This is a genomic window from Maritimibacter dapengensis (assembly GCF_019218265.1).
In the GTDB taxonomy this organism is placed as follows: domain Bacteria; phylum Pseudomonadota; class Alphaproteobacteria; order Rhodobacterales; family Rhodobacteraceae; genus Maritimibacter; species Maritimibacter dapengensis.
The window spans coordinates 411,073-432,114 of record NZ_JAHUZE010000002.1; the positions used below are offsets into that span (position 1 = coordinate 411,073).

General features: G+C 62.4%; 22 protein-coding genes and 2 tRNA genes. 18 read left to right on the top strand and 6 right to left on the bottom strand.

Annotated elements, in window-relative coordinates; genetic code table 11:
* Positions 1–65: 65 nt before the first annotated feature.
* The 3 genes from KJP28_RS08305 to KJP28_RS08315 all read right to left on the bottom strand — a co-directional run bounded on the left by KJP28_RS08305 (position 66) and on the right by KJP28_RS08315 (position 1,646).
* Complete coding sequence (locus tag KJP28_RS08305; RefSeq protein WP_218392096.1) at positions 66–653, bottom strand: acyl-homoserine-lactone synthase; 588 nt, start codon at positions 651–653, stop codon at positions 66–68.
* Between the two features lie 80 nt (positions 654–733).
* Positions 734–1,330 carry an autoinducer binding domain-containing protein gene (locus KJP28_RS08310; RefSeq protein ID WP_255552277.1) on the bottom strand — a complete coding sequence of 199 codons (597 nt, stop codon included), beginning with the start codon at positions 1,328–1,330 and terminating at the stop codon, positions 734–736.
* A gap of 241 nt (positions 1,331–1,571) precedes the next feature.
* Positions 1,572–1,646, bottom strand: a tRNA-Thr gene (locus tag KJP28_RS08315).
* An 87-nt stretch (positions 1,647–1,733) separates the two neighbouring features.
* Between KJP28_RS08315 and KJP28_RS08320 the strand changes: the two genes are divergently transcribed.
* The 15 genes from KJP28_RS08320 to KJP28_RS08390 all read left to right on the top strand — a co-directional run bounded on the left by KJP28_RS08320 (position 1,734) and on the right by KJP28_RS08390 (position 10,720).
* Positions 1,734–1,883 (top strand): hypothetical protein, encoded by a 150-nt coding sequence (locus tag KJP28_RS08320; RefSeq protein WP_218392098.1) that lies wholly within the window; start codon positions 1,734–1,736, stop codon positions 1,881–1,883.
* 9 nt (positions 1,884–1,892) lie between these two features.
* Complete coding sequence (murA, locus tag KJP28_RS08325) at positions 1,893–3,158, top strand: UDP-N-acetylglucosamine 1-carboxyvinyltransferase (RefSeq protein ID WP_218392099.1); 1,266 nt, start codon at positions 1,893–1,895, stop codon at positions 3,156–3,158.
* A complete protein-coding gene (locus KJP28_RS08330; RefSeq protein WP_218392100.1) occupies positions 3,155–3,634 on the top strand; it encodes a DUF2948 family protein in 480 nt (159 codons plus the stop codon). The genes murA and KJP28_RS08330 overlap by 4 nt, the downstream gene beginning before the upstream one ends.
* Positions 3,635–3,637: 3 nt before the next feature.
* Positions 3,638–4,939, top strand: coding sequence for a histidinol dehydrogenase (hisD, locus tag KJP28_RS08335; protein WP_218392101.1), 1,302 nt, complete (start codon positions 3,638–3,640; stop codon positions 4,937–4,939).
* A 104-nt stretch (positions 4,940–5,043) separates the two neighbouring features.
* A complete protein-coding gene (locus tag KJP28_RS08340) occupies positions 5,044–5,520 on the top strand; it encodes a UPF0262 family protein (protein ID WP_218392102.1) in 477 nt (158 codons plus the stop codon).
* A gap of 6 nt (positions 5,521–5,526) precedes the next feature.
* The gene (locus KJP28_RS08345) at positions 5,527–5,982 is read left to right on the top strand and encodes an arsenate-mycothiol transferase ArsC (RefSeq protein ID WP_218392103.1); all 456 of its coding nucleotides are present in this window, start codon (positions 5,527–5,529) and stop codon (positions 5,980–5,982) included.
* Between the two features lie 4 nt (positions 5,983–5,986).
* Positions 5,987–6,433, top strand: coding sequence for a nuclear transport factor 2 family protein (locus KJP28_RS08350; protein WP_218392104.1), 447 nt, complete (start codon positions 5,987–5,989; stop codon positions 6,431–6,433).
* Between the two features lie 146 nt (positions 6,434–6,579).
* Positions 6,580–6,981 (top strand): nuclear transport factor 2 family protein, encoded by a 402-nt coding sequence (locus KJP28_RS08355; protein WP_218392105.1) that lies wholly within the window; start codon positions 6,580–6,582, stop codon positions 6,979–6,981.
* Complete coding sequence (locus tag KJP28_RS08360; protein WP_218392106.1) at positions 6,978–7,580, top strand: GNAT family N-acetyltransferase; 603 nt, start codon at positions 6,978–6,980, stop codon at positions 7,578–7,580. Before KJP28_RS08355 ends, KJP28_RS08360 begins: the two co-directional genes overlap by 4 nt.
* Complete coding sequence (locus tag KJP28_RS08365; protein ID WP_218392107.1) at positions 7,577–8,464, top strand: carbon-nitrogen hydrolase family protein; 888 nt, start codon at positions 7,577–7,579, stop codon at positions 8,462–8,464. The genes KJP28_RS08360 and KJP28_RS08365 overlap by 4 nt, the downstream gene beginning before the upstream one ends.
* Positions 8,465–8,541: 77 nt before the next feature.
* Positions 8,542–8,760: a translation initiation factor IF-1 gene (infA, locus tag KJP28_RS08370; RefSeq protein WP_127905362.1), complete on the top strand. Its 219-nt coding sequence runs from the start codon at positions 8,542–8,544 to the stop codon at positions 8,758–8,760.
* Positions 8,744–9,340: a Maf family protein gene (locus KJP28_RS08375; protein WP_218392829.1), complete on the top strand. Its 597-nt coding sequence runs from the start codon at positions 8,744–8,746 to the stop codon at positions 9,338–9,340. The genes infA and KJP28_RS08375 overlap by 17 nt, the downstream gene beginning before the upstream one ends.
* Positions 9,337–10,362, top strand: a complete 1,026-nt coding sequence (locus KJP28_RS08380) for a ribonuclease E/G (protein WP_218392108.1) — start codon at positions 9,337–9,339, stop codon at positions 10,360–10,362. The genes KJP28_RS08375 and KJP28_RS08380 overlap by 4 nt, the downstream gene beginning before the upstream one ends.
* 9 nt (positions 10,363–10,371) lie before the next feature.
* Positions 10,372–10,554 carry a DNA gyrase inhibitor YacG gene (locus KJP28_RS08385; protein WP_218392109.1) on the top strand — a complete coding sequence of 61 codons (183 nt, stop codon included), beginning with the start codon at positions 10,372–10,374 and terminating at the stop codon, positions 10,552–10,554.
* Between the two features lie 91 nt (positions 10,555–10,645).
* Positions 10,646–10,720, top strand: a tRNA-Phe gene (locus KJP28_RS08390).
* A gap of 296 nt (positions 10,721–11,016) precedes the next feature.
* Here KJP28_RS08390 and KJP28_RS08395 read toward each other — a convergent pair.
* Positions 11,017–12,624 (bottom strand): hypothetical protein, encoded by a 1,608-nt coding sequence (locus KJP28_RS08395; protein WP_218392110.1) that lies wholly within the window; start codon positions 12,622–12,624, stop codon positions 11,017–11,019.
* A gap of 515 nt (positions 12,625–13,139) precedes the next feature.
* On the opposite strand from KJP28_RS08395, the gene KJP28_RS08400 reads away from it, so the two are divergent.
* The 3 genes from KJP28_RS08400 (at position 13,140) to KJP28_RS08410 (ending at position 17,659) form a co-directional block, all read left to right on the top strand.
* Positions 13,140–14,768 carry an SEL1-like repeat protein gene (locus KJP28_RS08400; protein ID WP_218392111.1) on the top strand — a complete coding sequence of 543 codons (1,629 nt, stop codon included), beginning with the start codon at positions 13,140–13,142 and terminating at the stop codon, positions 14,766–14,768.
* 150 nt (positions 14,769–14,918) lie between these two features.
* Entirely contained in the window at positions 14,919–16,673 is a 1,755-nt protein-coding gene (locus KJP28_RS08405; protein WP_218392112.1) for a hypothetical protein, read from the top strand.
* A 44-nt stretch (positions 16,674–16,717) separates the two neighbouring features.
* Complete coding sequence (locus KJP28_RS08410; protein ID WP_255552278.1) at positions 16,718–17,659, top strand: SUMF1/EgtB/PvdO family nonheme iron enzyme; 942 nt, start codon at positions 16,718–16,720, stop codon at positions 17,657–17,659.
* A 46-nt stretch (positions 17,660–17,705) separates the two neighbouring features.
* On the opposite strand, the gene glpK is transcribed toward KJP28_RS08410, so the two are convergent.
* Both glpK and KJP28_RS08420 read right to left on the bottom strand, forming a co-directional pair.
* Positions 17,706–19,190 (bottom strand): glycerol kinase GlpK, encoded by a 1,485-nt coding sequence (gene glpK / locus KJP28_RS08415; protein WP_218392114.1) that lies wholly within the window; start codon positions 19,188–19,190, stop codon positions 17,706–17,708.
* A 119-nt stretch (positions 19,191–19,309) separates the two neighbouring features.
* Positions 19,310–21,022, bottom strand: a complete 1,713-nt coding sequence (locus KJP28_RS08420) for an ABC transporter substrate-binding protein (protein ID WP_218392115.1) — start codon at positions 21,020–21,022, stop codon at positions 19,310–19,312.
* Between the last annotated feature and the right edge of the window lie 20 nt (positions 21,023–21,042).

Consider the following 21,042-nt stretch of genomic DNA (forward strand, 5'->3'; position numbering starts at 1 on the left):
GCGGTTTCCCGGCGCCGGTCGTGGCAAGCAGCAGACGTTGCCCTCCCCAAGGGCAAGGCTGCGCGTCAGTGCATCTTTTCAGCCAGGTTGATCGACACGACCTGATTGCGGATGCCGTCGATTTCCATCACCCGGCCAGCCGCCTCGGCCTCGAGCCCGCAACGTCTCGCCCAACGCGGCCAGCTTGCAGGGATCAACCCCAGCACCCGGACCGCGCCCAATTCGCGCGCCGCCTTTGTCATCTCGGTGATCAGATGCGCGTGGACCACGCGACGGATGTTTTGCGGCGTGTCATGGGCCACGAAAACGCGGGAGCTTTCCCAGATATTCGGGTCGACCGGGGCCGCTTCGTACAGGAGATCGTGGGGGATCGAGTCGAGCAGTCCCTTCTGCGCATCGCGGATCATGTAGCTGTAGACCCCGCAACGCGCAGTCGTGGGGGTCAGCCTTATACCGGCCATGACCTGACCGAACTGGTGAACCGCAACCCAACGGCTCGCAGGCGTATCGTATTGGTCGTATTCCATTCCGAGTGCCTCAGGTAGGTTCCACTTGTTCTGGACGATGAATGATGCTCTCCTAGCGCGAAACAGATTGGCAAAAAGCTCGCCATGGTTGTGTATATTGGCGAACGAGAGCGTGGTGGTCTGCATGGTTTTTACCTCCATCAATGGTGAGTGCAGCCATCCGCCAGACGGGCGGCGTCCACCTTCGAACGTCCGGGATACACCCTCTAGATGAGGCGGTAATCCTTGGCGCGCTGAATGGCTTCGGCTGTGGTTCTGGCGAATAACTTGCTGCGCGCGGTCGAAAGGCGCGCCTTCAGGGCGCTCTCCGAAATGCCGAGTTTTTCGGCTCCTGCGGCGTAGCGATCCCCCCGCGCGATGACCTCGAGCGCCTCTTTCTCTGCGCGCGTCAGGTGATCCGGGGGTTCGGATTGATGATGCAGGCGAAGAACCAGGCCGGTTGCGGCGGCGATCTCTTCGTCAGTGAATTCCCGGTCGTCACGTGCCAATCCGGCGACGGTGCGTGATGTGACAGGACCACAGGAAATGCAGACGCCATAGGACAGCCCGAATTGTGCCGCCTCGGTCATGATGCCGAAAGGATCGGGAATCGGAATTGCGCTCCACCGCGTGGCACCTGTCTGCGACACGCCGAAGGCGATCATCGGGTCCCGTAGCGCATATGCACTCTGACTGTAATGGTCCGTCCAGGCTTTGTTATAGGTGCGGAACATCATAATGGGTGCGGCGAACCGGATGTGGAGGGCAAGGAAATAGCCGGCGGGGGCCTGCTCCCCCATTTCTCCAAGTAACTCGTCAATCATCTGATTCCGCCCCATGAACCAAGTAAGAAAGGCTGGACCGACAGATACAACCCACAATTGCGGTTATTGGCTGGATTCGGCCTTGTCCTTCCGAAAATACACCCCTGACGGGTGCGATTTCGGTCAATTAACACCTCGAGGTGAGTTCGGGCATACGGTGTTTTGCGGCACGGACCTGTTGGACAGGCGGTCCAAGTCCCGGTGGGTCGTGCACCGCGACAGATTATGGCGAATGGGAGGATGGTGCCGCAGGGGAGGATTGAACTCCCGACCTCACCCTTACCAAGGGTGCGCTCTACCACTGAGCTACTGCGGCGTGCCGTGGGCGGCTGATTAGACGCAAATGGACCATCGTGCAAGCGCAATCTGGACCCTTTTTCCCCTTCGGGTTAGAGAGGGGGCAATGAGCCGGAATGACGAGATATCGCCCAAGGAAAAGGCCGCGCAATCGCGTGAGGACCGCCTCAAGGCGGCGTTGAAGGCGAACATGGCACGGCGTAAGAAACAGGCGCGCGCCCGGTCGGCTGGCGACGACAAGAACAAAGACGAGTGAGAGGCAGAGATGGATTCAATAGTGGTGACCGGCGGCGGACCGCTCAAGGGTGAGATTCCGATCGCCGGAGCAAAGAACGCCTGCCTCGCACTCATGCCGGCAACCATACTGTCCGAAGAGCCTCTGACGCTGACCAACGCGCCGCGCCTGTCCGACATCAAGACCATGACGACACTGCTTCAATCGCTCGGGGCCGAGGCGACGAGCCTTCAGGACGGGCAAGTGCTCGCAATGTCGTCGCATGATCTGACATCGGCTCACGCGGATTACGAGATCGTGCGGAAAATGCGCGCGTCCAATCTTGTGTTGGGGCCGCTCGTGGCGCGTATGGGATATGCCGAAGTATCGCTTCCGGGGGGCTGTGCCATCGGTGCTCGACCGATGGACCTCCATATCTTCGGTTTGGAAAAGCTCGGGGCCGAGATTGACCTGCGCGACGGTTACCTGCACGCCAAGGCGCCGAACGGCCTGAAAGGCGCCGAGATCCCTCTCGAGTTCGCGTCCGTGGGCGCGACCGAGAATATCGTGATGGCGGCGACCCTTGCAAAAGGAACCACCGTCCTGACCAACGCCGCGCGGGAGCCCGAGATCGTGGACCTCGTGCGCTGCCTGCGCGCCATGGGTGCTCAGATCGACGGTGAGGGGACGAGCCGGATCGAAATCCAAGGCGTCGACAAGCTCTCGGGCGCGACCCATCAGGTCGTCACCGACCGGATCGAACTCGGCACCTACATGCTCGCGCCCGCCATAGCCGGGGGCGAAGTGGAGTGCATTGGCGGACGTCTCGAACTGGTCGAGAGTTTCGTGGAACGGTTAAATGCGGCCGGCGTCGAGGTCGAGGAAACGCAACGGGGCCTCAAGGTCGCGCGCAAGAATGGCCGGCTCAAGTCTGTGGACGTGACGACGGAACCATTCCCGGGTTTCCCGACTGATCTTCAGGCGCAGATCATGGCGATGCTCTGCACGGCAGAGGGCGTTTCGAACCTGCACGAGACGATTTTCGAGAACCGCTTCATGCACGCCCCGGAACTTGTCCGCATGGGCGCCGAGATCGACGTGCAGGGCGGCACCGCGACCGTGACCGGTGTCGAGAAACTCCGCGGTGCTCCCGTCATGGCGACCGACTTGCGCGCCTCGGTCTCGTTGATCCTTGCGGGGCTTGCCGCCGAGGGCGAAACCGTCGTCAGTCGCGTTTATCATCTCGACCGGGGATATGAACATGTCGTGCGCAAGTTCGAAGGCGTCGGCGCAAAGATCGAGCGGGTGAAAGCATGAGCGAAGACGCAAGGTTCGAAGACGGAGGCGACAAGCCATTGCGCCTTATGGCCGTGGATGCTGCGGATCTTGAGGTCATTTCGACCCTTGTGCAGGATGCCGTATTCCCGGCCACCGAAATGTCGTGGCGCCCCAAATCGCGTGAATTCGCTCTGTTGCTCAATCGGTTCCGTTGGGAGGATGCTTCCGCCGCCGCTGCAAAAGGGCGCGACGTGGAGCGGGTTCAATCGGTGCTCCTGTTTGGTGATGTGCAAAAAGTGCAATCCCAAGGTGTAGATAAGGGGGATGGCGACGTTGTGATGTCGTTATTGTCCCTGTCTTGGGAGCCCGGCGAAGACGGTACGGGACGCATCGTCCTCACCCTGGCCGGCGATGGAGCGATCGCTTTGGACGTGGAAACGGTCGACGCGAAATTGCGCGATGTGACCCGTCCCTACAGGGCGCCGTCGCGCAAGACGCCAGATCACCCGGAGTAAGCGATGCCGGTTTTTCTCGATACGCAGGATGCCAGCTTCGAAGATGCCTTCGCCGCGCTGCTTGGCGCGAAACGCGAAGACAGCCCTGATGTCGACGCGGTCGTCGCAGATATCATAGCAGATGTGCGAGCACGCGGCGATGCTGCGGTTCTGGATCTGACGGCGAAATTCGACCGGCTCGAACTCACCGCCGAGACCCTGCGTGTGAGCGCCGACGAAATCGACGAATACTGCGCTTCCGTTTCGGACGCAGAGCGCGAGGCGCTCGAAACCGCGGCAGACCGCATTCGGGCCTACCATGCGCGACAGCTTCCCGACGACCATATGTGGACCGACCCGGAAGGCGCGACCCTTGGATGGCGGTGGAGCGCGGTATCGGCGGCGGGTCTATACGTTCCCGGCGGGCTTGCATCCTATCCGTCCTCGGTGCTGATGAATGCGATCCCTGCAAAGGTCGCGGGCGTCGGACGGCTCGTCGTGACCGTCCCGACCCCAGATGGCGTCGTCAATCCGCTCGTCATGCTGGCGTGCCGGATCGCGGGGGTGGACGAGGTTTACCGGATCGGCGGCGCACAGGCGATCGCCGCGTTGGCCTATGGCACGCAGAGCGTCGCGCCGGTGGACAAGATAACCGGACCGGGCAATGCGTTCGTTGCCGCTGCAAAGCGACGTGTCTTCGGCAAAGTCGGCATCGACATGATCGCAGGACCCTCGGAAATCCTCGTGATTGCGGATGCGGACAACGATCCGGATTTCCTCGCGCTGGATCTCATGAGCCAGGCCGAGCACGACGAAAGCGCGCAATCCATCCTCATCACCGATGACGCAGAGTTTGGACGCGCCGTGGCCCATGCCGTGGACGAGCGGCTAAAGACCCTCGAGCGACGCGCGATCGCGGGCGCAAGCTGGCGCGATTATGGGGCGGTCATCACAGTGCGTGATATGGCCGAAGCCGCGCGTCTGTCGGATCGCATCGCGCCGGAACATCTTGAGCTTTGCGTGGCCGACCCCGAGGCCTTGTCGCAAAACGTCACCCATGCCGGGGCCATTTTCCTTGGCCAATACACGCCCGAAGCAATAGGCGACTACGTGGGTGGGCCGAACCACGTGCTACCGACCGCACGATCCGCGCGCTTCTCCTCCGGCCTCTCCGTGCTCGACTTCATGAAGCGCACGACCCTGTCTCGCATGACGCCGGAGGCGCTCAAGGCGATCGGACCCGCGGCGGAAACGCTGGCGAAGTCGGAAAGCCTCGAAGCGCACGGGCTTTCGGTCCGGGCACGTCTGGACAGGTTGAACGATTGAGTGATGCGGTTTGTCCACGCCCGGTGCACAGCGTGTCACGGGCCGCGACATTGCCGATCCAAACCGTTTCGGATACCTCTGGCGTGATCATCCGGACGGAAGCCATGAACCGTATCAGCAAAATCGACATTGACGAAACCGGGCTCGCCGCGCCCACGCCCGAAATCGAGCAGGAACGCAAGGTCGCGGTCTTCGATCTGCTCGAAGACAACAGTTTCGCGCCCGTCGCGCGTGAAGGCCGCGCGGTTCCCGACGGTCCCTACGAACTGGCCCTCGCGATACGTGACAAACGGCTCGTCTTCGAAATCTCGACCGAAGGCGGCACCGAAGCTGGCGAGTTTCACCTGTCTCTCGGCCCGTTCCGCCAAGCTGTGAAGGACTATTTCCAGATCTGCGAAAGCTATTTCGATGCAGTCCGGAAGCTTCCGCCCGCGCAGATCGAAGCGATCGACATGGCCCGGCGCGGCATTCACAACGAAGGCGCGCGCATTCTGCAAGAACGGCTAGAGGGCAAGGCCGAGCTCGACATCGACACCGCCCGTCGCCTCTTCACCCTGATCTGCGTGCTTCACTGGGGGTAAAGGTTCGTGGCGTCGCTTCCGCAATCGGTTCTGTTTTGCTGCGACCACAATGCCGTGCGCTCGCCCATGGCCGAAGGAATGATGAAGAAGTTCTACGGCACCGAAGTCTACGTCCAATCCGCCGGCGTGAAGAGCGAAATGGACGTGGACGGGTTCTCCGTCAGCGTCTGTGAAGAGATCGGGGTACCGCTCGTCAATCACAAGGCACGCAGTTTCGATGAGATGCAGGATTGGGGCGACGACCTGTCGTCATACGACCTCATCGTCGCACTTTCACCGGCGAGCCAACGAAAAGTTCTGGACCTGACGCGATATCATCATCTTGATGTTGAATACTGGCCGATCATGGACCCGACCGGGCTGGGCACGATGCGCGACGAAAAACTCAACGCCTATCGTCAGGCCCGTGACCAGATACGAGACCGAATGATTTCTCGTTTCGGGGTTCCTGAACAAGGATAAGAAAATGCCTGATATCATCGCCCGCGCTGAAGCACGTGAAAAAGTCATCGGTGTCTGCGACGTCGTGCGAGAGGGTGATTGGGACAGGTTGGCCGACTATGCGCATCCCGGCGGCGTCCTTCATATTACGGACACGGTGTACCTGAACGGTTTCGAGAACCTTGGCCAATTCTTCGACTATTATCTCGAGTATTACGATCTCGATTACACGAACATGGAGGTCACCACCGACGGGCGCGAAGCTGCAGCGGAGATAACGCTCAAGATCACCTACAAGAAAGACAAACCGGGCATGCCACGGTCCGTCGGTCAGACGACCGAACTCCCATTGGCCGTATTCCTCGTATTTTCCGGGGATCGGATATCGCATGGAAGACTGACATTTTCCCTTGATGAGTGGATGAAAGCGTTTCTCGAAGAACCTCGGCCCGCCGAAGGCCACCTCTTGTGACAGGCTTCGTTGCATCACATGTGGCCCGCGAATAATAATCAGACGGAAGCGAGATTGCGCAAAACCGTGTCGTGAATCATGAAGGGCACCCGGCAACGTGCGGTTGCCAATTTTGTCCCGGCGACACCGAACGAAAGCAGTGCGGTATGACAGAGGACGATCTGCGCGAGATGGGCGATGTCCTGTTCTCGACCTTCAATGCGAAGGATTGGACCAATCTCCTGGCCCATTTTTCACCGGACGCGCATTTTCGGATCGGGTCCATGGTTTCCTTCACCGGCCTTGAGAACGCCGAGAAGGTATTCGAAAAATTCACCTGTGCTCTGGACATCACATTGACGCGCTGGAGCCATATTGCCGAGGAAAACCGCGTCGCGACCCAGGCGACGGCCCGTGTGACCTATGTGCAGGATATACCGGGTTTTCCGAAAGCGCGGGGGCAGATTGTCGACCAGCCTTTCGTGGCCTTCCTGGATGAGGCCGGCGGGGTCTTTTCCGGAGTCCGCGTTCTTTTTTCGCCGATTGATTGGCGAAACGCCGTGGCATGACACTGACCGTAACGCCGTTGATCGGGCCCGAGATCCAACGGGTCTTGTCCGATGTCGCACGCCTCCGGATCGAGGTGTTCCGCGAATGGCCTTATCTCTATGACGGCGATTTCGCCTACGAAGCCGAATACCTCGCCGATTTCGCGTCGTCCGACGGCGCCATCGTTGTCGCCGCGCTGGACGGAGATACCTTGGTCGGGGCCGCGACCGGCGCGCCGTTCCTCGATCATGCAGATGCTTTCGCCGATGCGTTCGCGGACACCGACGTCAGCCTGGAGGATGTATTCTATTGCGCCGAATCCGTGCTCTTGCCGGCGTATCGCGGGCGCGGTCTCGGTCATGCATTCTTTGATCACCGGGAAGCGCAGGCGCGCGCATCCAACTTCGGTTTCTGCGCCTTCTGCGCGGTCATCCGTTCTGACGACCATCCGAAACGACCTGTCGCTCCGCGAAGCCTCGAAGCGTTCTGGAAAGGTCGAGGATACGCCCCTTTGCCAAATGCCGTCGCACGGTTCGCCTGGAAGGACATCGGGGAGAGCGCGGCAACCGAGAAAGCCCTTCAATTTTGGATCCGGCCACTCGAAGGAGCCAAATCATGAAGATCGCGGCGGCGACATACCCGATCAACCGCTTCGACACCTGGTCTGACTGGGAGCATAAGGCGCGGGTCTGGGTCGAGGAAGCGGCGGGGGAAGGGGCGGATCTATTGGTCTTCCCGGAATACGGCGCCATGGAACTCGCCTCGCTGACACCGAAGGCCACGACACTCGTGATGCAGATGTCCGCCGTTTCAGGGGCCCTGCCGCGGGCATGGGATGTCTGGGGCAGGCTGGCAGAGCAACATGGGGTCCATATCCTCGCCCCGTCCGGCCCGATCATCGAGAACGGCAAACCCGTCAACCGAGCCATGTTTTTCACCCCGACCGGCGCACGTCAGGCGCACGACAAATCCGTGATGACCCCTTGGGAGCACGACCCGATGCGGGTCGTTCCCGGCGCGCCGCCCGTCCTGATGCAGACCGCGCTGGGCCGGATCGGTGTTCTCATTTGCTACGACTGCGAGTTCCCGCTCGCGGCACGCGCGATGGTCGAGTCCGGGGCCGACCTGATCCTTGTTCCTTCCGCGACCGAAACCATGGCGGGCTTTCACCGCGTAAGGATCGGCGCACAGGCACGCGCGCTGGAAGGGCAGATCGTGGTCGCACACGCGCCGACCCAGGGACAGGCGCCTTGGTGCGAAGTGGTGGATGAAAACGCGGGGTGCGCTGGTATCTACGTGCCCCCCGACATCGGCTTTCCGTCGAACGGTATTCTGGCACAAGGCGTGCTCAACCGCCCGGGCTGGACTTTCGCCACTGTCGATCTCGCCGCACTCGCGCAGGTGCGCGAAGCGGGCGGCGTGCGCACCCGCAGCGATTGGCCTGCACACCACGACGCGGCCACAGGCCATCTCCCGCCGATCACGACGGTCGATCTGCGCTGAATTGTACTTGATAATCCGCCCGTTTCGCCCCATTTAGTGCGCACCCGCGCTGTGGCGGGTGAAACAACGGAGTGAACATGGCCAAGGAAGAACTGCTCGAATTTCCCGGTGTCGTGAAGGAACTCCTGCCTAACGCGACGTTTCGGGTCGAGCTTGAGAACGGCCATGAGATCATCGCGCATACGGCAGGCAAGATGCGCAAGAACCGCATCCGCGTTCTGGCTGGCGACAAGGTGCAGGTCGAAATGACCCCCTATGATCTGACAAAGGGTCGGATCAATTACCGTTTCCGGTAAACCAAGGCTCATCCTCGGATCCGGATCGCCGCGGCGTGCCGAACTGATCGGCACGCTGGGTGTGACCGCGGACGAGGTGCGCCCTCCCGACATCGACGAAACCCCGCTCCCCGGTGAACTGCCGCGCGCCTATTGCGCTCGCGTGACGCGGGACAAGATCGCGGCGATGCAGGTCGGCGCGAATGAAGTGGCGCTCTGTGCCGACACGACGGTCGCTCTGGGGCGTCGGATCTTGGGCAAACCCGCAGATGCGGGCGAGGCCGCCGAATTTCTGCATCTCCTGTCTGGACGCAGACACAAGGTCATCACCTGCCTCGCCGTGCGCAATTCCGACAAGACGTGGGAACATGAAGTCGTGACCACGGTCAAGATGAAGCGCCTCTCGAACGAAGAGGTGAACGCCTACCTCGCTACGGACGACTGGAAGGGCAAGGCAGGCGCTTATGCCATTCAGGGTCCGGCCGGCGCGTTCATCCCTTGGATTCAAGGCAGTTACACCGCCGTCATGGGACTCCCCGTCGCTGAAACCGCGGCACTACTGAAGGCGGCAGGCTACCCGGTCTATGGAGGCTGGTCATGAAAGGCAGCTTGATCGCGCTGGACGAAATCAATGGGCGTCGCGCAGCGGCATTCGTGGTGGACGGAAAACTCGATGACCTGCTGATCGACGCGCCAGAGGGCGCGGGCCCCGTTCCCGGCGCGATCTACCGCGGCATCTGCCAGCGGCCCATGAAAGGGCAGGGCGGCATGTTCCTCGATCTGGGCGACGGAGCCGGGTTTCTCAGGGCGGCCAAGGGGCTGGCGCCCGGTCAGCCGCTTCTGGTTCAGGTCACGGGCTGGGCCGAGGACGGCAAAGCGCCGGGCCTGACCACCAAGGTGCTGTTCAAGAGCCGCTACGCCATCGTCACGCCAGATGCGCCGGGGATTAACCTGTCCCGCTCGATCCGCGACGAGGAGTTGCGCGTGGATCTGCTCGACGTGGCGCATGAGATCATGGAAGGCGCGGCGCACGGCCTCATCGTGCGATCACAGGCGGCGGGGGCTGACCTGTCGGCTGTGGCCGAGGACATTGCCGAAATGCGCAGCCTCGCCGACGCGGTCACCGGGGATGCGCAGGGCAGGACGCCGGAACTGCTGGTCGATGGGCCGGACGCCCATCTTCTCGCCTGGCGCGATTGGCCGGAACCGGACACGCTCGTAGATACCGCCGGCAGCTTCGAAACCGAGGGCGTCCATGACCTGATCGACGCGATGATGGGGCAGAAGTTTCCGCTTGAGGGCGGGGCGCATGCTTACGTCGAGCTGACCCGCGCCCTGACCGCCGTTGACGTGAACACCGGTAAAGACACCTCGCCCGCAGCGGGTCTCAAAGCCAACATTGCGCTCGCCCGCGATCTTCCGCGCATCCTGCGATGCAAGGGGTTAGGGGGGCAGATCACGCTCGACCTCGCCCCGATGCCAAAGAAGGACCGCCGCCAGTTCGAACAGGTCCTGCGCGCCGCTTTCAAACGCGACGGCGTCGAAACGGTCCTTGCCGGCTGGACCCCGCTTGGGCATTTTGAGCTCCAACGCAAGCGCGACCGACTGCCAATCAAGTTCTGACGAGACCCGATGACCTGCCCGATCTGTGCCAAGGACAGCGATCCGAAATACCGACCGTTCTGCTCGAAACGCTGCGCCGACGTCGATTTGGGCCGCTGGCTCAAGGGCGGCTACGCAATCCCAGCGACCGACCCGGAAGACATCGAGGAAGCGCTCGACGAGATCGAACGCCAACCCCCGAAACCCCATTGACCGAAAGGGCGGTTTTTTCGCCTTTTCCCTCTGGACACCCGCCCCAGCCGCGACTAGAAACCGCGCACCCGAACGACATTCGTTCACCCGTGCCCGGGTAGCTCAGGGGTAGAGCAGTGGATTGAAAATCCTCGTGTCGGTGGTTCGATTCCGCCCCCGGGCACCACTTCCTACCAAGATATTCCGCTACTACGGAACCTGGGATGAGCCTCCGAGTGAAACCCTCGGCGGCCATTGCGCCGGTGGCGGTTCCAGCTTGTCGTGTGAATTTGTGCAGGACGAAAACGCTGCATCCGTAAGACGCTCCCTCTTAGGTCGGTCTGTATCGGATTGCGCGCTTTTCTTGTCTGAATACGCTGTCACCCCGGGGGGGGGGACGGTCTTACAAGGGCGGCCGGTGCCGTGCGCGTTGTCGCAGGGGCCATCGTCTTGAGATGCGCAAGCGGTCGAAGGGCGCTTCCGTCAGCGCGAAGCGATCTGGATGACCGGCGCCGGCAACGGGCCGTCGTTGTTCAACAGATAGGCATATCGGTTCGATGACAGAAGAGTTTCTAGATCGACTGCCTTGCCGTTGAGGTAAGCGGTGCGGCTGACCAGGCGAATACCGTGGCTGTAATCCGCGTAGCTCGCCCCGTGTACGGTGGAAACGGGCTGGATCGGGTCACCGTTGGAGCGGTGCCATCCATAGATCGCCACGCGGCCCGGATTTGACGCCATGCGATTGGCCACGACGACATCTTTCTTGTGGCCGGCGATCAATCCTGCGCGTCCTCTACGTTGATCTTCGATCGTCGCATTATGGCGCAGGAAGTAATCCGTCGATGACATCTGGGGACCCGCCTGCATGGGTTTTGGGCTGAGCTTCACCGGCGCTTGCGCATAAATCGCATCGACGATCCGGGCGGTGGGCAGCATCATGTCGAATGTCCCGGCGATTGAGGACGCGGCGGGAAGACCCAGAGGGACGCGGACGAAGTCCTGGTCCGAGCCGACGGACAGATAGTCGGAGGTGACGCAGACGACGATTTCGGTGCTTGCGCCGCGGGAATCGCGGCCTCGGAGCACGACTGGCTCGAGGTCGTGTAGGAAGCCGGGCATATTGCCCCGTGCGAGCTGCGCGATGATCGCATTGTCACGAGAAGATCCGCTTCCATTCCCGACCGATGCGAGAAACGCCCGCCCGGATTGTGCATTGCCCTTGCGGCTTGGCATGCTGCTTGCATGGTTTCTCCCGCAGCCCTTGCCGGAGGCCTGGGATCTTTGCGTGACGGCACCCGCTTCAGTCGACAAAGACGCCAGAACCGCGTCCGGCGTGTCGTTCCCATTGACCGCAGGGGTGCGGTCCCGCGCGGCGATCGCCATTTCCCTGAGGCCGGAGGGGACACTGCGGGGGCGAGGGGAGGTCTGCACGGCGAGGGCCGAGGCCGTACCCATCGCGGGGTCAACAGTCGCATTCGCGCCATGATCGAACGGGGCTGGCAGCGACTGCAAGAGTGCGGACGCCGGTCGCGGAGCCGGGCGCGGAAGGCCCGCAATGGCGTGTTGTGCCGCCGACGACACCCTTGTTGAGGCACCTTCATCTTCGATCGGCCCCGTGCCGAGTCGTTCTTCGGAGATGGTCGGAAGGTCTGTTTCAGCGGCAGTGGCCGATGCTTTTTCCTCGGTGCCGAAAAGTGACGCACCCGCTCGCCGTTCCGCATCGTCGTCGCTCAACCGAGCGAAGGTCTCTGGCAACGGGGCATCCTCAGTCGCATCGGAGGCGGCGAAAGGCACCACTGTCGCGTCGGCATCGGCCGGCGCAGCTGCGACGACGGGGGCAATGGCCGCTTCCACCACCGGGATCTCGTCTGGTGTGGACGCCGGCTTCGCGGCACGCGCGACCGGTGCCGCGGTGGCGATGGGTTGGAAGGCGGTCACATAGGCCGGATACAGGTTCTTCATCGCGAAGAAGCTGCCCCAGACGGCAACCACGAGACTCGCAAGAATCCCAACGCCGGCATAAAGCGGCATGTTGGATTGGCGCAGGCGGCTTAGCGCGGCGCGTTGTTTTTCGCTATCGGTTCGGATCATGGTCCGCGCTGTTACTGTCCCTTGCTGTTCGACACAATAATGGCACGGTCGAGTTAAGGGAGAGTTTCTACGAGATCAGCGGATTCCCGCCCTGAATCCGGGTAAAATCGGCGGAAAATGGGCCGCTTGGCATCGTTTTCGCGTCTGATGCGGCCGAAAGTCGCGTCAGTCGATGGTTCGAGGTGCCGGGAAAACAGGGGAATCACCCGTTCCCTTGATAACATGGGAATCGCCGTCTCTCGCGAACCGCGATCCCGGCGTCCTGGATCGACCGGCCGGATAGGCCGGACTGGCAAGGACGATCAAACCAGCGCAGGTCGCGACCGTCTCGCGCGGTGTATCTCATTGATCCGCATCGGTGCGGTTCGGTTCTTCTGACAAGAATCTGCCCGTATTCCGTCCCGTTCGAGGGGCAAAATCCAAAGTCGATCTTGGCAAACCGTTCCCGGACATGCTCTGTTCGAACAAAGACCCCGAGTCACGCCTTTTGGCCGGGGCCGGGAAAGGAATTTGATTTGGTAATTGATTGGCGGTGTCTCGTTGCTGTCGGGCTGTTGGCACCGACAGGTGGATTTGCAGAGAGCCGTGACGCGACCAAGCCCTTCGACCTTGCCGAAGTCGTGCCGGTCGAGAGCCTGCCAGAAACAGCGCCGGTTGTGTCAGAGCCTGCCGCAGAAAGTGTCCGACCGAATGCGCCGACGCTCGACGGAGCCGAACGTGCGGCGACGGACGCGCAAGCGCGGCCAGCCCCGCAGGTCGAACCGCTGGGCGGACGGGATCCATCGCCGGAAAAAAGTTTCGCCGACCGGTCACAACTCCCGGATACGCCTGATGTCGCTGAAACCGAGGCTGAGGCGCCTGATGAAACCGCTTCCGGCTCGCCCACAGAAGACATCGCCGAAACCCCGACCGCAGCCGAAGATAACACATTGGTCGAAGAGCCTCCGGCGCCGGTCGCTGCACCGAACGACGCCAACGGAGATGTCGATGACACCAATGACACCGAGATGGCTGAAGACCCGTCGAACGAGCAGACCGAGCCAACAGACGCGCCGGAGCCGGGCGAGATCGAGGAAGCAGCCGGAGTGGTGGATGACACTGACACTGAGCCCGCCCCCGCTGCCGAAACCATCGTGGCCGCGCCGGAACCGGAACCGGACCCGTTTGCCGAGGCGACGGCGCAATGTCTCGAGATCGCGGGGCCTGCGGACGCAGGCGTTCCTGCCGCGGCCCTCGACGCTGAGACCCAGCGCGACACGCTCCGCCGCGCCGCGCCATTCTGCCGGGACGCGGTGAATGCGCCCGAGCCCAATGCCGAAGTCCTGTTCCACGCAGCGGCGATAGCGCAAGCGATGCGCAACAAGGACGAAACCCTAGACTACCTGACGCGTGCCGCAGATCTGGGCTTGGGGGCTGCCGAAACCCGTCTTGGCGACTACCATCTTTTTGGGGTCGGCGGGCGACCGGATGTGGCCCAGGCGGTGTCCCATTATCAGAAGGCCGCAGAACTTGGCGACCCGGCAGGGACGACAACCCTTGCGCTCTTGCATCAGGTCGGTCAGGGCGTTCCGCGCGACCCGACGCGGATGGTCGAACTCATGACCGAAGCGGCGGATGCGGGGTACCACTTCGCGCAATACCGGCTCGCACAGGTCTACCTGCGCGGCGACGGGGTACCGGGCGGAGATACCATGGGTCAGGGCGCTCCGGACCCGATCAAAGCGGTGCGGTATTACACGCTGGCGGCGGAGGCAGGCAATCTGGCGGCGGCGCTCGAATTGTCGGAACTTTATGCCGATCCGGCCTCTGGAGTGCCAGAGAACCCAGCGGAACAGGTCCGTCTCACACGGATGGTATCGCGAACCGGACACGCCCCCGCAATCGCGCGTATGGGTGTGTTTTATGAGCTTGGTTATGGTGTCGACTACCTCCCGGAGGTCGCAGCGGGGCTTTACGCAAGGGCGCTCGAAACCGGTGAGGTGAGCTTTCAGATGATGCGCGCGGGCGCGCCCGCGCAGTGGGATCGCGACACGGCGCTCGCATTCCAGCGGGTTTTACAGGACCGCGGACTGTATAATGGTCCGCTCGACGCGATCGTGGGCGCGGGAACGGCAGCGGCCGCCGCGCGGCTGGCGACGGAATAGGGTAATTGTGATGACCGCGCATTTGGCAAATTTGCCGATGCTTCGCCAATATGGATGCGAAAGGTCGGATGCCGGTGGGCGGGCACGGGCCAGGGAAAGGGACGCGAGACCGAGTGGTCGGCGGTGAAAGTGGAGCGATTGGGGTATTTGATGACGCATTGGAAGGCGCTGGTCACCGGGGTGGTGATGACAGTGGGACACGTGGGAGCGAGCGCGACCTGGGCAACGGCAGAGGGTATACCGGCCCCGGACGAAACGACGCTTCGGTCGCAGGCGGACATATACGAGCAATACTCGGTTTCGTCGGTGGTCGACCTGGCGCCGATGCGCGCGACCCAGACCGTGACCGACGCTGACGGCACGGTGTTCGAACTGACCTCGCTCCACCCTGATGTGAACCGCTGGTATCTCCTTCAAATCACGCCGGCCGCCGGGAACGGCATCAGTCAGAGCTACCATCTCGAGAACGCAGATGCCTCGACGTGGCAGTTTTCCCTGTCCAGCGACAACGCACCGGCGCTCGTGGTTTCAGGCCCAGGCGGGGACGACAACTGCGCGCCCTGGACAGGGGCGCCGTCCGAACTCGAAGAGGCGGCGAAAAGCGGGCTGCCCTACGCGCCGGTCTGCGGTGAAAAAATCTACCTGCGCAATCGCGTGGCCGGAAGCCGGACAAACCGCGAGGCCGTCTCTGATTTCCTGCGCGAGAACGTCGTATTTGGCGACAAACTGGTGAACCTCATCAAAGGCGCATTCTTCGAAGACGCGTTTCTCGAAGATGCCGAGACTGTCGATGGCGGAGATGCGGGCGATGCGGTCGCGGCCCTCGGGACGGCACGGCTCGACCGGCAGCCCGTGATGCGTCCGAACATGTCGATCGAGGTCGACGGCGCGGACGGCGGAATGGAGGCGGGCGCCTGGTACGCCGTCACCGGCGTCGAAGGCGCATTCGCGAGTGTCATGAAACCCGGCTACATCGCCAATGACATTCTCGCCGAGCGCAACGGGGCCAACTGGCTCGATGGCGTCGAGCAGAACGCGGATGTCTATCTCGTGGCCTTCGACCTGTCGCAATTCGAACTCGGTCTTGAACTGGGAACGGACCACCCGGCGCTCGGCTGGTCCTCGCGACCACAGCGGCGCGGCGAAGACTGGAACATGCCGGGGCCGGACGGGTTCAATACCGCCGCCCCGCTGGTCAGAAACGGAATGCTGAACCCGTCGATGACAAGCCGCGCAGTCGCGGCCTTCGCGGGTGGGTTCAAACGCGACCACGGGGCGTTCCGTTTCGGCGATTACGCTGGCTTCAACAAGGGGCACCATTACGGCTTCCTGTCGAATGGCGTCACGTTTTCGAAACTGATTCCGAACCTCGCGACCCTCTATGTCACCCACGAAGGCGAAATCGCCATGAAGACGTGGGAAGAGGGCGATGCGTCGAAAATCCCCTCGTTGCGGCATGCCCGTCAGAACGGGGTCGCACTTGTCACGCGTGATCCCGAGACGGGGCAACCGGTGCCGGGGGACCGTGTCGCCTCGTGGGGCGGTGGCAACTGGTCGGGCTCAGCGGACGCGCAACTGCGCACGCTCCGGGCAGGCGCCTGCTTGAAGGACGCCGGAGGCAGGCAATTCCTGCTCTACGGCTATTTCTCGTCCGTGACACCCTCCGCGATGGCACGCACCTTTCAGGCGTATGGATGCGATTACGCGATGCTCCTCGACATGAACTCGCCGGAGCTGACCTATATGGCGGTCTATCGCCAGAACGAGGCCGGCGACGGTCTGGACGCGATGCACCTGAACCGGTTCATGGCGGAAAGCGACCCGCGCGGTTCGACCGGCGCGATCCCGCGGTTCGTGGGGTTTGCCGACAATCGTGATTTCTTCTACCTCCTGAGAAAGGAATGATCATGCGAACGGCATTTGCAACGTTGGGAATGTGTATTGCGGTCTTGACGGGAGGGCCCGCGTCCTCCGCGACGCTGGCAGAGAACAACGAGGCGATGTACCGCCTCATGCAGGAGAAGCGGGGTGTAACCGCAGGGCAGATTTCGCGTATCCGCGAGATCATGAACGCCTCGGGCATGGCGGGGCAGGGCAACCCCGCCGTCACGCGCCATCCGATGACGCCCGAACAGGCAGCGCAACGCGTGCCGGGCGACCCGTATCAGTATTATCGCAATGCCGAATTCGAACGTATCTGTGGCCGGAAATACATGGCTCCGCTCTACGATCCGGCAACCCAGTCGCCGTCGGACGCCAAGGTTTGTATCGACATGTTCGAATACCCGAACGTGCCGATGGCCTATCCCGTGACTTGGATTTCCGCGCGCGAGGCGGCGCTGGTCTGCGCTGCCGAAGGCAAGCGGATGGGCGACGCACATGAATGGGAAGGCGCGGCAGCGGGGGCCTTGCTCGAACCCGACTATCGTTTCGACCTCGGGTCGCCACAGGCCATGCGAGCGGCACACAATGCGAAATGGGGTCCGACGAAAAGCTGGACCTATGGGCCACAGTGGCGTGCGGGCATCTGCGCGCAGAACTCCTCCAAATCACCCGGATGTAATGGCGGAAGCTGGACCGGCTGCGGCACCAATACCTATCCGGTCGGCGCCTTCCCGAAATGCGTCTCGGGCCTTGGCGTCTATGATCTCGAAGGCAATGCGGCGGAGCATATGAACCTGCCCCTGAACGAAAGCCAGATGGCGAGCCGCGGCTCGACCACCCTCGGCGTCACCGAGATGAAGGGCAGCTGGTTCATCTGGGACAAGATCCGGGCGCATCAGGAATGGGCGCGCTGGCGTGCACCGTTCTGGCATGGGACCAAGGTCATGGCGCAGGGAAGCCACCGCAACTATCACCTCGGCTTCCGGTGCTTCCGGGACGTGCGCTAAAGCGCTTCCGGCTCGGCCCGCGCTGGTAGGACGTGCGCGCCGAGCGTCAGTACCGCATCGTCGCCTCGACGGCGCGTCTCCAAGCGCCGTATTTCTCGTCTCGTTCGGCGGCGTCCATATCCGGCTCGAACGTCCGGTCAAGCGCCCAGTTGGCCGCGAAGCTCTCCATATCGGGATATACCCCGGCCCGTTGTCCGGCGAGCCATGCGGCCCCCATCGCGGTCGTTTCCAGCACCTTTGGCCGATCCACCGGCGCATCGGTGATGTCGGCCAAAAACTGCATCGCGTAATCCGACGCACTCATCCCGCCGTCCACACGCAGTGCGGTTTCACTGCCGCCGGTCCAGTCCGCCTTCATCGCATCGAGAAGGTCACGGGTCTGAAACCCGACGCTCTCGAGTGCCGCGCGGGCGAACTCAGCAGGCCCTGAATTGCGCGTCAGCCCAAAAACCGCGCCGCGGCAATCGGCGTCCCAATAGGGTGCTCCAAGGCCGGTGAAAGCGGGCACGAGAACGACGTTCTGGGCTTCGTCAGCCTTGTCGGCCAACCCTTGCGTCTCGCTCGCCTCGCGGATGATCTTCAGCCCATCACGCAGCCACTGCACGACCGCGCCTGCGATGAAGATCGACCCTTCCAGCGCATAGGTCGGCTTCCCGTCGAGCTGATAGGCGATCGTGGTGAGCAAACGGTTCTCCGACGTCACCGGTGTCTCGCCCGTGTTCAGTAGCGCGAAACAGCCCGTGCCATAGGTCGATTTCAACATACCGGGCTTAAAGCAGGCTTGCCCGACCGTGGCCGCCTGCTGGTCGCCCGCGATTCCGAGGATCGGGATCGGCTGACCGAACAGATCGGACCGCGTCTCGCCAAAATCGGCAGCACAATCGAGCACGTCCGGCAGCATCGACATGGGGATGCCCAGCTTGTCGCAGATTGTCTGCGACCACCGGCCCTTGCGAATGTCGTAAAGCATCGTGCGCGCGGCATTCGTGGCGTCCGTGACATGCTCCGCGCCGCCCGTGAGGTTCCAGACGAGCCAGCTATCCACCGTGCCGAACGCCAGTTCACCCGCCTCCGCACGTTCGCGCGCACCGTCCACGTTATCGAGAATCCAGGCGAGCTTCGTGCCGGAGAAATAAGGATCGAGCAAAAGCCCGGTGCGCTCGGTCACCACCTCTTCGAACCCGTCGGATTTGAGCGTCCGGCACATCTCCGAGGTGCGCCGATCCTGCCAGACGATCGCGTTGTGAACGGCCCTGCCGGTCTTTCTGTCCCAGACCACGGTCGTCTCGCGCTGGTTGGTGATCCCGATGGCGGCGACATCGCCCGCTTTCGCACCTGCCTTTTCGATCACGGCACGGCAGGTGGCGGCGGTCGTCGTCCACAGGTCCGAGGCTTCGTGCTCGACCCAGCCGGAAGCCGGGAAATGCTGCGTGAATTCTTCCTGCGCGGACGCCGTTGGTTCGAGGTTCTCGTCGAACAGGATCGCGCGCGTCGATGTGGTGCCCTGATCAATGGCCAGGATATAGGTCATGGTCTGCCTCGCATTTGGGTCAGCGGATCGTCTTTCCGGTCAGGGTAACGCGGGCTGCGGGGGAGGGAAACAGGGTGCCGGGGCCCGCAATTCGCACGGGCCCCGGCAGGGAGGCTGGCTTACTGCCAGGACTGGATCAACTCGTCATAGGAAACCGTCTTCGGTTCCTCATCCTCGTTTTCAAGCTTCGCCTTGGGCGAACCTTCCATGGCGAGCCATTCTTCCGGGTCCTTCTCTTCGTTCAGAACCGGACCGATGTCGCCTTGAACGCCAGCACGCTCGAGACGCTCCATCACGCGCTCCTGATCCGCGCAAAGCGAGTCGAGCGCTTCCTGCGGGGTCTTGGCGCCGGACATGGCGTCACCGATGTTCTGCCACCAAAGCTGCGCGAGCTTCGGGTAATCCGGCACGTTGGTGCCGGTCGGCGACCACGCGACGCGGGCCGGGGAGCGGTAGAACTCCACCAGACCGCCAAGCTTGTCGGCGCGTTCGGTGAAGCTTTCGTGCTGGATGGTCGACTCCCGGATGAAGGTCAGGCCGGTGTGGGCCTTCTTCACGTCCACGGTCTTCGAGGTCACGAACTGCGCATAGAGCCACGCGGCCTGCGCGCGGTCGACCGGGGTCGATTGCATCAAGGTCCAGCTTCCGACGTCCTGGTAGCCGATCTTGGTGCCTTCTTCCCAATAGACGCCGTGCGGCGAGGGAGCCATGCGCCATTTCGGCGTGCCGTCCTCGTTCATCACCGGAAGCCCCTCGACCACCGTGTCGGCGGTGAAGGCGGTGTACCAAAACATCTGCTGGGCGATGTTGCCCTGCGCAGGGATCGGGCCCGCTTCCGAGAAGGTCATCCCGGCCGCTGCGGGCGGGGTGTATTTCTCGAGCCATTCGATCGCCTTGGTCACGGCATAGACGGCGGCAGGGCCGTTCGTCGCGCCGCCACGGGCCACGCAGGAGCCGACCGGTTGCGACTTGTCGTTCACCCGGATGCCCCATTCATCGACCGGAAGGCCGTTGGGTTCACCCTTCGATCCGACACCGGCCATTGACAGCCATGCATCGGTGTAACGCCAGCCGAGTGAGGGGTCTTTCTTGCCGTAGTCCATGTTGCCGAAGATCTCGCCCTCGACACCCATATGGCTCAGGTCGCGGCCCGTGAAGAACTCCGCGATGTCCTCATAGGCCGACCAGTTGACCGGAACGCCAAGCTCGTAGCCATAGGCCTCTTGGAAATCGGCCTTGTTCTTCTCGTCGTTGAACCAGTCGTAGCGGAACCAGTAGAGGTTCGCGAACTGCTGGTCGGGAAGCTGGTAGAGCTTGCCATCGGGCGCGGTCGTAAACTGCGTGCCGATGAAGTCGTCGATGTCGAGACCGGGGTTGGTCACATCCGCCCCTTCGCCCGCCATCCAGTCGGTCAGGTTGCGCACCTGCTGGTAGCGCCAGTGCGTCCCGATCAGGTCGCTGTCGTTGATATAGGCGTCATAGATGTTCTCGCCCGACTGCATCTGCGTTTGCAGCTTTTCCACGACGTCGCCCTCACCGATCAGGTCGTGCGTAACCTGAATGCCGGTGATCGCGGTGAAGGCCGGGGCAAGCACCTGGCTTTCGTATTCATGCGTCGTGATGGTTTCCGAGACGACCTTGATTTCCATACCCTGATAAGGCTGGGCCGCGTCGATGAACCATTGCATCTCGGCTTCCTGATCGGCCCGCGACAGCGCGGACATATCGCCGATTTCCTCGTCGAGGAACGCGGTCGCGGCCTCCATGTCGGCAAAGGCCGGTCCTGCAAGTACCAGCAGAGCTGCCGTTGTCGTTCTAAGTCTGAGACTCATTTTCTCCTCCCAATTGGGTT